Source organism: Streptomyces sp. L-9-10 (assembly GCF_004151105.1).
In the GTDB taxonomy this organism is placed as follows: domain Bacteria; phylum Actinomycetota; class Actinomycetes; order Streptomycetales; family Streptomycetaceae; genus Streptomyces.
Genome location: NZ_PHRF01000095.1, coordinates 410603 through 422081 on the forward strand (window position 1 = coordinate 410603; position 11479 = coordinate 422081).

The window sequence follows — 11479 nt, forward strand, 5'->3', positions numbered from 1 at the left end:
GGCCTCAGCCCAGGATCGTGTAGCCCGCCTCCCGCAGCGCCGCCGCCACCTCCGTGCAGTGCGCGGGACCCTTGGTCTCCAGATGCACTTCCACGTCCGCCTCCGTCAGCCCGAGCCGCGGATCGGTCCGTACATGGCTCACATCGAGCACATTGGCGTCGGCGACCGACAGCACGCCGAGCATCGTCGCCAGCGCGCCCGGCCGGTCCGTCACCCGCAGCCGCAGACTCAGATAGCGCCCGGCCGCCGCCATGCCGTGCCGCAGGATCCGCTGCATCAGCACGGGGTCGACGTTGCCGCCCGAGAGCACCGCGACCACCGGCCCGTGGAAGGAGCCCGGGTCGCTGAGGAGCGCGGCCACCGGGCTCGCCCCCGCCGGTTCCACCACCAGCTTCGCCCGCTCCAGGCAGAGCAGCAGGGCGCTGGACAGCTCGTCCTCGGAGACCGTACGCACCTCGTCGACCAGCTCCTGGACCAGCTGGAACGGGATGTCGCCGGGCCGTCCCACCTTGATGCCGTCCGCCATCGTCTGGGGTGACTCGACCGCCATCGGGCGGCCCGCGGCGAGCGAGGGCGGATACGCGGCGGCGCCCGCCGCCTGGACCCCGATCACCCGGACATCGGGGCGCAGCGACTTCACCGCGAGGGCGATGCCCGCGGCCAGCCCGCCGCCGCCGATCCCGACGACGATCGTCCGTACCTCCGGGCACTGCTCCAGGATCTCCAGGCCGACCGTGCCCTGTCCGGCGATGATGTCCGGGTGGTCGAAGGGGTGGATGAAGACCGCGCCGGTGTTCCTGGCGTACTCCTGGGCGGCGGCCAGCGTCTCGTCCACGACCTGTCCGTGCAGCCGTACCTCCGCGCCGTAGTCGCGGGTCGCCGCGACCTTCGGCAGGGGCGCTCCGACCGGCATGAACACCGTCGACCGGACGCCGAGGAGGGTGGAGGCGAGCGCGACGCCCTGCGCGTGGTTGCCGGCGCTGGCCGCGACGACGCCCGCCGCGCGCTCCTCCGGGGAGAGGCAGGCGATCCGTACGTACGCGCCGCGCAGCTTGAACGAGCCGGTCCGCTGGAGGTTCTCGCACTTGAAGAGAACGGGTGCGCCGACCAGCTGCGTCAGATAGCGGCTCCCCTCCATCGCGGTCATCCGCGCGACGTCGGACAGCATCTTCTGGGCCCCTCGGATGTCATCGAGCATCAGGGGGTGGGAGGGGTGGTGCGCGGGGCGAGGCACCGGGCGGGACGTACCGAAGCTCATGAGAGCCAGTCTCGCAGCTCACCGGCCGGAGGGCCGTCGGCGTCCACGGCCGGCCGTCCGCGTCCACCCGTGCCCCGGACCCGGGGCACGTACGGGCTGGGGTTTCGCCGGGGCATATACGGACTGGGTTTCGCCGGGGCATGTGCGGCCCGAGGTTTCACCCGGCAGGTACGTCCTCGGTTTTCGCAGGGCAGGTACGGTCCAAGCCGTCGCCGCGTACTCTGTCCCCCACCAACCGACCCCCGTACGAGAGAGCCCCAGCCATGCCCCCCATTCAGGACATGACTTCCGCTGCGTCGGTCTCCAGGGAGACGGCCTCCGAACCCTCGGACGACGCCGGCCTCCTCGATGCCCTCCAGCACCAGGTGGCCGTCTTCGCCCGGCGGGCCGAACAGACCCGGCTCGGTGGTGTGGGCCAGGTCCGCAACTCGATGGACCGTGCCGCGTACCTGCTGCTCAACCGGCTCGACCGGGAAGGTCCGATGGGCGTCAAGGCGCTGGCCGCCGGGATGGGCATCGACTCCTCGACCGTCACCCGGCAGGTCGCCCCGCTGGTCGACACCGGCCTCGTCAAGCGCACCTCGCATCCGGAGGACGGCCGCGCGGTCGTGCTCGAACTGTCGGCGCGCGGACTGGCCCGGCTCGAAGAGGTCCGCTCGTCACGGCGCGAGCTGATGGCGCAGGTCACGGGCGGCTGGACGGAGGAGGAGCGGAACTCCTTCACCACCCTGCTGACCCGGTTCAACGGCGCGCTGTCGGCGCGCGCGGCCGGGCTGCCCTCCGGTGAGGGCGGTACGGACGAGCCGGACGCGGGCGACCGCGCGGCCGGGGAGGCCGCCCAGGACGCGGAGCAGGGCGCGGGGCAGGGCGGGCAGGGTGTGCGCCGGGGCGCGGATACGCCCTCTTGACCCTGGGCACCTGACTGGCCTCATATGAGGTCGTGCGAGAGCGGCGGGCTGTCCTGGATCGCCGCCGCGCCCGGGAGTTCGAGGCGTTCGCGGCGGGCGCGGCCGGCCGGCTTCTGCATGCGGCCGTACTGCTCACCGGCGAGCCGCCCGACGCCGCCCCACGGGCCCAGCGCCTGCTGGTCGTCGCGCTGTCCCGTACGTACGCGGAGTGGGACCGGCTCAGCGGCGACGACGGCGAGGACCCGTACGACCGTGCCCGCCGGGAGCTGGTGCTGCGCTTCGCCCGCGAGGCCGCCTGGCGCGACCCGGCCCGGCGCGGCCGCCGGGCGAGCGGCGTGCTCGGGGTGCTCGGCCCGCAGGAACGTGTCGTGCTGGTGCTGCGCCTGTACGAAGGGCTGGCCGAGGAACAGATCGCGGCGCTGATCGGTCTCCCTGAGGAGCGGGTCCGCGTGATCTGCGCACGGGCGATCGCGGCGATACGGGAGCCGTCGCGGCGGAGCGGGACGCGGCCGGGCCCGTCCGGGCCGCGGGAGGCGGGCCCATGAGGCGCACCGGGCCATGAGGGGCACCGACCGCAAGCGGGCCGAGGTGCTGCGGATGATGCTGGACGCGGCACGCCCCGACGTACCGGCCGACATCGTCCGCCGCGCCACCGAACGCGGCGCCCGGCTCCTGCGCAGGCGCCGGGCGGCGCGGCGGGCGTTCTGGACGCTGCTGCTCGTGGCGCTGATCGTGTTCGGCGTCTGGGCGTCGACCGCGCATCCGTGGTCGGCGCCGCCGACGGAGACGACACCGCCGCTGGAGGACTGGTACGGCTGGTGAAGCCCCCCAGCGACGGTCGGACCATCGGCTGCCAGCTGCCAGCAGCAGCCTGCGGTGGAAAGGCCGCTCAGCCCAGCGCCTGCTGGAGATCGGCGAGCAGATCGTCGGCGGACTCGATCCCGACGGAGAGCCTGACCAGGTCGGAGGGCACCTCCAGCGCCGAGCCCGCCGCCGAGGCGTGCGTCATCCGGCCGGGGTGCTCGATCAGGGACTCGACCCCGCCGAGGGACTCCCCGAGCGTGAACAGCTTCGCGCGGTCGCAGACCGCGACCGCCGCCTCCTCGCCGTCCTTGACCTGGAAGGAGATCATCCCGCCGAACGCCTTCATCTGCTTGGCGGCCACCTCGTGCCCCGGGTGCTCGGGCAGCCCCGGGTAGAGGACCTTGGAGACGCGCGGGTGCGCGGTGAGCATCTCGGTGATGCGCGTGGCGTTCTCGCTGTGCCGGTCCATCCGTACGGCGAGGGTCTTGATGCCGCGCAGCACCAGCCACGCGTCGAAGGGACCGGCGACGGCACCCATCGCGTTCTGGTGGTAGGCCAGCTCGTCCGCGAGCTCCGCGTCGTCGACGATCAGCGCGCCGCCGACGACATCGGAGTGCCCGCCCATGTACTTCGTCGTCGAGTGGACGACGACGTCGGCGCCCAGCGCCAGCGGCTGCTGGAGGTAGGGGCTGGCGAAGGTGTTGTCGACGACGAGCTTCACCCCGGCCGAGCGCGCGATGCCGGCGAGCTGGGCGATGTCGGTGATGTTGAGGAGCGGGTTCGAGGGGGTCTCGACCCAGATCGCCTTCGTACGGGGGGTGAGCGCGGCCTGTACCGCCGCCGCGTCCGAGGTGTCCGCGACCGAGAAGTCCACGCCCCAGCGGGAGACGACCTTGGCGAAGAGCCGGAAGGTGCCGCCGTAGGCGTCGTTCGGGATCACGACATGGTCGCCGGGCGCCAGCAGCGTACGCAGCAGGCAGTCCTCGGCGGCGAGCCCGGACGCGAAGGCGAGCCCGCGCCGGCCGCCTTCCAGGGCCGCGAGGTTCTCCTCCAGCGCGGTACGGGTGGGGTTGGCGCTGCGGCTGTACTCGTAACCGCCGCGCAGGCCGCCGACGCCGTCCTGCTTATAGGTGGACACCTGGTAGATCGGGGGGACGACGGCGCCGGTGAGGGGGTCGGCGGTGTTGCCCGCGTGGATGGCGCGAGTCTCGAAGTGATGCGGCTCGCTGGTGTGCTGGTGGGTCATGGGTCCTGAGGGTATCGCCGGTTCGCCTCACGGCGGGGCGCCTTCGGCGGTGCGCGCCCGGCGGGGGTCGCGGGGCGCGGGCCGGTGGTCGCTCCGTGGGGGTAGGGGCGGGGGCGGGCATTCGGCATCCGGGACAATGGGGCCATGGAGATTCTCTGGTTCCTGATCGCGATGGGCCTGCTGGCCGCGGTCATCGTTCCGTTCGTCCGGCGCGGCAGGGGCGGTATCCGCCAGGTCGCCCCGGGATCGCCCGATGCCGCCGACCCGGCCGCGTACGGCTTCGTACGGCAGGAGGCGCTGGACGTGCGGCTGCCGGGCCCCGATCAGGACCTCCTGGACGTACTCGACGTCGTACAGCGCACGCAGGACTGGCGGGCCGCCGCGCAGCTGCTCGCGGGCACCGCGAAGGAGGGCGAGGTGCGCTGGCAGCGCGTGCAGGCGTTCGCCGGGGCGGCCTCGCTGGAGCTTCAGGCGGCGTCGGCGGGCTCGCCGGTACAGGAAGGGCAGCGCCCGGCGGGCGGCGCGTGGCTGCGGGCCTGGCGTGCGGAGTCACCGAAGGACGCGGGCGGCGCGGCGGTGCACGCGGAGTTCCTGGTGCAGCAGGCGTGGCGGTCCTCGGCCGCCGGGACCGATGAGTTCCGGATCATCCTGGAGGAGGCCCGTACGGTGTGCGGCGAGGCGGCCCTGCTGGCGCCCGGCGACCCCGTGCCGTACATCATCGAACTGGCCGTGGCCCGTGGGCTCGGCTACTCCCCGGAGCAGTTCGACCAGCTGTGGGCGAAGGTGATCGACCGCGCTCCGGCGCACATGGGGGCGCATCTGGCGGCGCTGCACTACTGGTGCGAGAAGTGGCACGGCTCCCGCGGGGAGGCCGACCGGTTCGCGACGGCGGCGGCCGCGCGCGCGCCGCAGGGCTCGCTGCTGGCGGCGCTGCCGCTGTTCGCGGTGTACGAGCACCTCCCCGAGGTCAATCTCGTGCAGGGCTTCTACCAGAGCGCGGTGGTCAAGAAGGCGGTGGAGGGAGCGCTCTTCGCGGTCCACGCGGCCCGGCAGGACGACCCGATGCTGCCGCACGTACGGCATCTGCTGATCCTGTTCCTCGTACGGTCCGAGCGCTGGGCCGAGGCGATGAACCAGCTGGTACGGGTGGACGGCCATGTCGGGGCGCTGCCGTGGACGCACGACGGCGACCCGGCGGCGGAGTACACGGTGTACCGGGCGCTGGCGGTGGCGGGGTACGAGGCGAACGGCGGCAGCCCGGCGACGCTGCCGCAGTGAGGTGGCCCCCGGAATGTCCGGGGGCCGTCGTACGTTCCTCTGAGCAGGACACCACATCTGAGGAGAGCCATGTTCCTGCGCCGCACCCCCGAGCTCCCCACCCCCGAGCAGGCCCTGCGTGGCCGCCCGGAGCCGACGTTCGCGGTCCCCTCCCGCCACACGGTCCTCGGCAACCCCTTGCTGGGCCCGTATCCGCAGGGTCTGGAGATCGCCGACTTCGGCCTGGGCTGTTTCTGGGGCGCGGAGCGTACGTTCTGGCAGAAGGAAGGCGTCTGGACCACGCTGGTCGGGTACCAGGGCGGCTCCACGCCGAACCCCACCTATGAAGAGGTCTGCTCGGGCCTGACGGGCCACACCGAAGCGGTCCGCGTGGTCTACGACCCCAAGGTCGTCTCGTACGCCGACCTGCTGAAGCTCTTCTGGGAGTCCCACAACCCGACCCAGGGCTTCCGCCAGGGCAACGACGTCGGCACGCAGTACCGCTCGGCGGTCTACACGCACTCCCCGGCCCAGTCCGAAGCGGCGGAATCCTCCCGCGCGGCCTACCAGAAGGTCCTGACGGGCAACGGCTACGGCACGATCACCACGGAGATCCTCCCGGTGGAAGGCCGCACCTTCTACCCGGCGGAGGCCGAGCACCAGCAGTACCTGGACAAGAACCCGGCAGGCTACTGCGGGCTCGGCGGCACGGGCGTCTCCTGCCCGATCGGCGTGGCCCCGGTCTCGTCCGGCGAGTAATCCGACGCGTCGGGCTCCACGAGACCGAACCCGAGGTGAAGGCCTGGCTGGACTGGCTGCCGCGCGAGCACTACCGCGCGGTGGAACGCGAGCGTGAGTGCGGGATACCACACCTCGTGGACGATTCCCGAGGAGCATCGGGCCGACCCGGCCTACGTCGGGGCCGGGGCCGCCATCGCTCTGGGACAGGCGGTCCACGACCGCCGCACGGCGTGGGGGATCGATCAAGCCGCGCTCGCCGAACGGACGGACCTGTCCCTGAAGGACATCGAACGGATCGAGGGCGGCGGAACGACCCCCCACACTCCCGTTGCCGCGTGCTCTCGCGGTGGCACTGGACGCGAAGCTGGACGTATCCAGGGCCTAGCGGGCCACGAACTGGGTCAGGATGGCCTGTACCTCGTAGATGTCGACACCCTTCGTGAACGTCTTCGTGATCGGCGCGGGGTTGCTGGAGATCCAGATCTTCAGCTCCGCGTCGAGGTCGAACGTGCCGGCCGTCTCCACCGCGAAGTGCGTGATGCTCCTGTAGGGGATGGAGTGGTACTCCACCTTCTTGCCGGTGATCCCCTGCTTGTCGACGAGGATGAGCCTTCGGTCGGTGAAGAGCATGGTGTCGCGGATCAGCGTGTACGCGGCGTGTACCTGTTCGCCCTGGCCCAGGAGGCGCGCGTAGTCCTGCTGCGCCGCCGCCGGGTCGACCGTGTGCGCGTTGCCGAACAGTGCCATAACTGGACCCCCATACTTGGAAATTACCTGATCTTCGGACTATACCGGCCGCCCGATCCGTCAGCCGCCGTCATCTCCGACCGGCGACCGGGCGGTGTCATCCCTGCGTGTACCCCGCAATACAGTCCCCTGTCATGGACTGGATCGAACGAGTGGGAAACCTGCGTCAGTGGACGCAGAACGGAGAACGCGCCCCGCACAAACCCCTGTTGCTGCTGTACGCGCTGGGGCGGTTCCAGCGGCGGCCCGACCAGTCGCTGCGCTACTCGGACATCGAGCACGACCTCCGGGAACTGTTGCAGGACTACGGCCCCACCCACCGGACCTCGCCCGCCTACCCGTTCCACCATCTCGTCAGCGACGGCGTCTGGGAAGTACGTACCGAGCAAGGGGCGGACAGCCCCGGTACGGGGGTCCGCGTGCTGCGGGAGAGCGGTGCGGAAGGGCGGCTGGTTCCGGGGCTGCGGGACGCGCTCGGCTCGGACTTGGCGCTGCTCGGGCGGCTCGCGCGCCTGCTGCTGGACGTCCACTTCCCGCCGTCCCTCCACTCGGACATCGCCGCCTCCGTCGGACTCGACCTCGATCTGGCGGACGGCGCGCCGCGTGCCACCGGGCCCGCCGACGCGCGACGGCGTGCGGTCGAGCTGAGGGGGAAGGTGCTGGTGGCGTACGAGTACCAGTGCGCGTTCTGCGGCTTCGACGGGGCGATCGGCCGCGTGCCGGTCGGGCTGGAGGCCGCCCACGTCCGGTGGTGGGCCTTCCTGGGCCCGGACGAGCTCTCCAACGCACTGTGCCTGTGCTCCCTGCACCACAAGCTCTTCGACAGAGGCGTGCTGGGCTTGGACGCCGGCCGACGGATCACAGTCTCCCGCGAGTTCGTCGGCCGTAGCGCCGCGGCCCGGACCCATGTGCTCGACCTCACCGGCCGGGGGCTCATCGGCCCGCAGAACGGCAGTCCCCGGGTCGCGTCCGAGTACATCCAGTGGCACACAGCCCAGGTGTTCCGCGGCGAAGCACGCATGGCTGAGCCCGCGTGACCGCGAGCACATCTCATCCAGCCGACCGGCGCGGGCCACGCCACCCGGCGTGGGTTCACGCCCACTTCACGCCCCCCGTCCCGGCGGATAACTTGAGCCCATGTGCGTCTCGACGGACCAGGCGGAGTTCTCAGGCACCACCCTGTACGCCGGGCGGCTGCATCACGCGGCGCACGGGCTGATTCATGTCCTCGGGTATCAGAACACCGCGGCCAGTCTCGCCGTCGGGCCCAACGCCATGCTGCTGCACCTGCCCGCGCGGCAGATGTCCCGGGAGAACTTCATCTCGGCGGGGCGCACTCCGGACGTGCTCAGCCGGATGGTCGACGCCGTACGGCCGGTTCCCGCCGCGGGGTGGGGCGGGATGGCGTGGATGGGGTGGGACTCCGGGCGGGTCGAGGTGTTCGACCACGACATCTACACCGTGCTCCTCGCCACCGATCCGACACTCCTCGAATCCGCCCTGATACAGGTGCCGTTACGCAGACGGCCGCGCCTCAATCCGCTCCTGCTGGAGTTCTACGCGGCCCACTACCCCGGCCACTCCATCGCCGTGTGCTGCTTCGACAACGCCGAGGCGGAGCGGGCGAAGCCGCTGCTGATGTGGTACCGGCCGACGGCCCCCGACCGGCTGACGCTGCCCGCGCTGGACTGTCATACGGGCGAGCCGCCCGACCTCGACGCCGATGTTCCCGTGGACCATTGGGTGCTGCTGGGCACCGATGAGGCGCCGGAGGGCTGGGGGGAAGCCGTCGATTATCCGCCCGGGATGCGCCACCAGTTGCGGCAGTATCTGCCGGACACCGTCATGGGGTCCTACTTCGGCGGGCGTTCCCTCCCCAACGGCGACTTCGCCATCACCCACGACGATCTGCTCGCGGGCGACCTGGACCGCATACACCGGCTCCGGCCCCACGCCTGAGTCCCCGTTCCCTGAGTCCCCGCCCCCGAAGTCCCCGGCCCCGAAGTCCCCGGCCCCCGCCGGGATGTGACACAGGGCACACCGGATGGAAAACCTCACGCGCGACGCGTACGTCTAGCCGGTGTGGGATTCAGCGGGAAGACACCAGCGGAGCTTGACGAGGAGAGACTCGTCAAGCTCGTCGCCAAGGGCGACCGCGCCGCGTTCGAGGAGCTCTACCGGCGTACGGCGCCGTGGCTGGCGGTGCGGTTGCGGCGGCGGTGCGCCGATGAGCAGATCGTCGCCGAGGTCATGCAGGAGACGTATCTGGCGGTATGGCGCGCCGCGAGCGCGTTCGCGGGGGCCGCGGTCGGCGGCACCGCCGTCGGGTGGCTGTGGACGATCGCGGCGCGCCGGCTCGTCGACGCCTTCCGCAGGCGCGCGCACCAGGCACGGCTGCCCGCCGCCGTGACCGCCGACGCCACCAGGCCGGCCGTCGCGCCCGCCGCCGAGGACGAGGTGCTGGCGGCGGCCGTCGGCGGGGAGGTCGGCGACGCGCTGCGGCGGCTCGCGCCCGAACTGCGCGACGTGCTGCGGGCCATGGTGCTCGACGGGATGACCGTACGGGAGACCTCCGTACTGCTCGGGGTGCCGGAAGGAACCGTCAAGACCCGCGCGCGGCGGGCACGGAGAGCGATGCGGGAGGCGCTGTCATGAGCGCGGAGGACCAGGTGGAACACCCGTCGGAGCGGCTCATCGGCCGGTACGCACGAGGGGACACAGAGGATACGGGCGGCGGTACGGGCCGCACGGAAGCCGAACGGCGGGGCGGGGCGAGCGGCGCCGGCCTCGCGCACGACGAAGTGTGGGCGCTCGAAGCCCATCTGGAGTCCTGTGCGCGATGCCGCGCCCGCCTCGCCGCGGTCACCCGCGACGCCGCCCCGGCCGTGACCGCCCTCGTCGACGGAGTCTGGGCCGAGCTGACGCCGGAGCTCGCGGCGATCGCGCCGATGCCGCAACGCCGCCGGTGGGCCCTGCCGCTCTCGGCCTGGGCCTCCCCCGTGATGGTGCCGTGGCTGTTCGTGACCGTCCTCGTCACCCTGACCGCCGTGATCCTCGACAGCCTGAACAACCTCAACGACCAGGGCGTCTCCTTCGTGCTGCTGCTGGCCCCCGTACTGCCCGTGCTGGGGGTCGCCGCCTCCTGGGCGCGCGGCCTCGATCCGGCGTACGAACTGATCGCGGGCACCCCGCGCGCCGGGCTCCAACTGGTGCTCCGGCGCACGACATCCGTACTCGTCGTGGTGATCTCCGCGCTGCTGGTGGCCGGTTGGGTGACCGGCGCGGGCGTCGCGCAGTGGCTGCTGCCCTGTCTGGCGTTCACCACCGGCGCGCTCGCGCTCGGCGGGCTGATCGGGGTGACCCGGGCCGCGATCGGGCTGGTGGCGGTCTGGGCGGCGGTGATCGTGGCGCCGACGGTGGCCGTGAGCCGTACGCCCGTGGTCCTCCACGCGGACGCCCTGCCCGTATGGGGCGCCGTGTTCGCGCTCGGTCTGGTGGTCGTGATCGCCCGCAGAGGCGCGTACACCCTCCTCGGCATCCACCGCTGACACAGCCGCGCCCATGAGACGCCCGTACTCACGAGACACCCGTGCTCACGAGACAGCCGTATTGACGAGACAGCCGCGCCACCGCCCCACACACACGCTCACCTCAACGTGCGACACACACGCGAAAGGGCCTTCCCCATGACCGAAACGGTGACGACATGACGCGCGGCGTGACCGCCGCCGAAGTGGCACCGCGGACCTACGCCTGGGAGATCCGGGCCGAAGGACTGCGGGTACGAGCCGGTGGCCGCAAGATGGCCGTCAACGGCCTCGATCTGGACCTCGGTGCCGGCGTCCACGGTCTGCTCGGACCCAACGGCGCCGGCAAGACCACCCTCATCCGCGCGCTCGCCACCGTCCTCCGGCCCGCCGGAGGCACCCTCGAACTGCTGGGCACACCCGCCGACGCGCAGACCGGCCGGCGCGAGCTGCGCCGCCGTATCGGTTATCTGCCGCAGGAGTTCGGGTACTACCGGCGCTTCACCATCCGCGAGTTCGTCGAGTACATGGCGTGGCTGAAGGAGGTGCCCCACGAGGAGATCCCCGGGGCGGTCCAGCGCGCCATCGAGCGCGTGGGCCTCGCGGACCGCGCCGACGACCGGATGAAGACCCTCTCCGGCGGCATGGTGCGGCGCGCGGGCATCGCGCAGGCGATCGTCAACGACCCGCAAATCCTGCTGCTCGACGAGCCGACGGCCGGGCTCGACCCGGCGCAGCGGCTGCGCTTCCGCGAGCTGCTGCACCAACTCGGCACGGACAGCTGTGTGGTCGTCTCCACGCATCTGGTCGAGGACGTCGCGGCGGCCTGTACGGACGTGGTGCTCGTCGCGGACGGCGCGCTGGTGTTCCGGGGCACCCCGGAACAGCTCGCCGACGCGGGCGGCACCGATCACCCGGGCGACAGCCCCATCGAACGTGGCTACGCGGCGCTGCTCATGCGCTCCGAGCCGGGAAGAGGTACGTGGTGAGC

At 72.1% G+C, this 11479-nt stretch carries 13 protein-coding genes; 10 read left to right on the forward strand and 3 right to left on the reverse strand.

The features are described from left to right. Positions 1-4: 4 nt before the first annotated feature. A complete protein-coding gene (gene ilvA / locus CU044_RS23210) occupies positions 5-1258 on the reverse strand; it encodes a threonine ammonia-lyase (RefSeq protein ID WP_129770640.1) in 1254 nt (417 codons plus the stop codon). Between the two features lie 281 nt (positions 1259-1539). Here ilvA and CU044_RS23215 point away from each other — a divergent pair, with 281 nt between their 5' ends. From CU044_RS23215 to CU044_RS23230, 3 genes are read left to right on the forward strand one after another with little or no spacing between them, the layout of a single operon-like run. Next, positions 1540-2166, forward strand: a complete 627-nt coding sequence (locus CU044_RS23215) for a MarR family transcriptional regulator (protein WP_240045786.1) — start codon at positions 1540-1542, stop codon at positions 2164-2166. 32 nt (positions 2167-2198) lie between these two features. After that, positions 2199-2711, forward strand: a complete 513-nt coding sequence (locus tag CU044_RS23225; protein ID WP_129770641.1) for a sigma factor-like helix-turn-helix DNA-binding protein — start codon at positions 2199-2201, stop codon at positions 2709-2711. A 13-nt stretch (positions 2712-2724) separates the two neighbouring features. Continuing rightward, complete coding sequence (locus CU044_RS23230) at positions 2725-2988, forward strand: hypothetical protein (protein WP_129770642.1); 264 nt, start codon at positions 2725-2727, stop codon at positions 2986-2988. Between the two features lie 67 nt (positions 2989-3055). Here the strand turns inward: CU044_RS23230 and CU044_RS23235 are convergent, their stop codons facing one another. Next, entirely contained in the window at positions 3056-4216 is a 1161-nt protein-coding gene (locus tag CU044_RS23235; RefSeq protein WP_129770643.1) for a cystathionine gamma-synthase, read from the reverse strand. Between the two features lie 144 nt (positions 4217-4360). On the opposite strand from CU044_RS23235, the gene CU044_RS23240 reads away from it, so the two are divergent. Together CU044_RS23240 and msrA are read left to right on the forward strand one after the other, a co-directional pair. Continuing rightward, entirely contained in the window at positions 4361-5494 is a 1134-nt protein-coding gene (locus CU044_RS23240) for a hypothetical protein (protein ID WP_129770644.1), read from the forward strand. A gap of 69 nt (positions 5495-5563) precedes the next feature. Next, positions 5564-6232 carry a peptide-methionine (S)-S-oxide reductase MsrA gene (gene msrA / locus CU044_RS23245; RefSeq protein WP_129770645.1) on the forward strand — a complete coding sequence of 223 codons (669 nt, stop codon included), beginning with the start codon at positions 5564-5566 and terminating at the stop codon, positions 6230-6232. A gap of 363 nt (positions 6233-6595) precedes the next feature. On the opposite strand, the gene CU044_RS23250 is transcribed toward msrA, so the two are convergent. After that, complete coding sequence (locus CU044_RS23250; RefSeq protein ID WP_129770646.1) at positions 6596-6961, reverse strand: PH domain-containing protein; 366 nt, start codon at positions 6959-6961, stop codon at positions 6596-6598. Between the two features lie 134 nt (positions 6962-7095). On the opposite strand from CU044_RS23250, the gene CU044_RS23255 reads away from it, so the two are divergent. From CU044_RS23255 to CU044_RS23275, 5 genes are all read left to right on the forward strand, one after another. After that, positions 7096-7998, forward strand: a complete 903-nt coding sequence (locus CU044_RS23255) for a phosphorothioated DNA-binding restriction endonuclease (protein WP_129770647.1) — start codon at positions 7096-7098, stop codon at positions 7996-7998. Between the two features lie 100 nt (positions 7999-8098). Next, positions 8099-8920 (forward strand): hypothetical protein, encoded by an 822-nt coding sequence (locus CU044_RS23260; RefSeq protein WP_129770648.1) that lies wholly within the window; start codon positions 8099-8101, stop codon positions 8918-8920. A 123-nt stretch (positions 8921-9043) separates the two neighbouring features. After that, positions 9044-9616 (forward strand): RNA polymerase sigma factor, encoded by a 573-nt coding sequence (locus CU044_RS23265; protein ID WP_129770649.1) that lies wholly within the window; start codon positions 9044-9046, stop codon positions 9614-9616. Continuing rightward, positions 9613-10509 (forward strand): zf-HC2 domain-containing protein, encoded by an 897-nt coding sequence (locus tag CU044_RS23270; protein WP_129770650.1) that lies wholly within the window; start codon positions 9613-9615, stop codon positions 10507-10509. Before CU044_RS23265 ends, CU044_RS23270 begins: the two co-directional genes overlap by 4 nt. 158 nt (positions 10510-10667) lie before the next feature. Continuing rightward, a complete protein-coding gene (locus tag CU044_RS23275; RefSeq protein ID WP_129770651.1) occupies positions 10668-11477 on the forward strand; it encodes an ABC transporter ATP-binding protein in 810 nt (269 codons plus the stop codon). The last annotated feature ends 2 nt before the right edge of the window (positions 11478-11479 follow it).

What these genes read in the sequence shown, in the direction of transcription:
- ilvA (WP_129770640.1), bottom strand. Translation starts at nt 1,258, where the DNA reads ATGAGCTTCGGTACGTCCCGCCCGGTGCCTCGCCCCGCGCACCACCCC.
- CU044_RS23215 (WP_240045786.1), top strand. Translation starts at nt 1,540, where the DNA reads ATGACTTCCGCTGCGTCGGTCTCCAGGGAGACGGCCTCCGAACCCTCG.
- CU044_RS23230 (WP_129770642.1), top strand. Translation starts at nt 2,725, where the DNA reads ATGAGGGGCACCGACCGCAAGCGGGCCGAGGTGCTGCGGATGATGCTG.
- CU044_RS23235 (WP_129770643.1), bottom strand. Translation starts at nt 4,216, where the DNA reads ATGACCCACCAGCACACCAGCGAGCCGCATCACTTCGAGACTCGCGCC.
- CU044_RS23240 (WP_129770644.1), top strand. Translation starts at nt 4,361, where the DNA reads ATGGAGATTCTCTGGTTCCTGATCGCGATGGGCCTGCTGGCCGCGGTC.
- msrA (WP_129770645.1), top strand. Translation starts at nt 5,564, where the DNA reads ATGTTCCTGCGCCGCACCCCCGAGCTCCCCACCCCCGAGCAGGCCCTG.
- CU044_RS23250 (WP_129770646.1), bottom strand. Translation starts at nt 6,961, where the DNA reads ATGGCACTGTTCGGCAACGCGCACACGGTCGACCCGGCGGCGGCGCAG.
- CU044_RS23255 (WP_129770647.1), top strand. Translation starts at nt 7,096, where the DNA reads ATGGACTGGATCGAACGAGTGGGAAACCTGCGTCAGTGGACGCAGAAC.
- CU044_RS23260 (WP_129770648.1), top strand. Translation starts at nt 8,099, where the DNA reads ATGTGCGTCTCGACGGACCAGGCGGAGTTCTCAGGCACCACCCTGTAC.
- CU044_RS23270 (WP_129770650.1), top strand. Translation starts at nt 9,613, where the DNA reads ATGAGCGCGGAGGACCAGGTGGAACACCCGTCGGAGCGGCTCATCGGC.
- CU044_RS23275 (WP_129770651.1), top strand. Translation starts at nt 10,668, where the DNA reads ATGACGCGCGGCGTGACCGCCGCCGAAGTGGCACCGCGGACCTACGCC.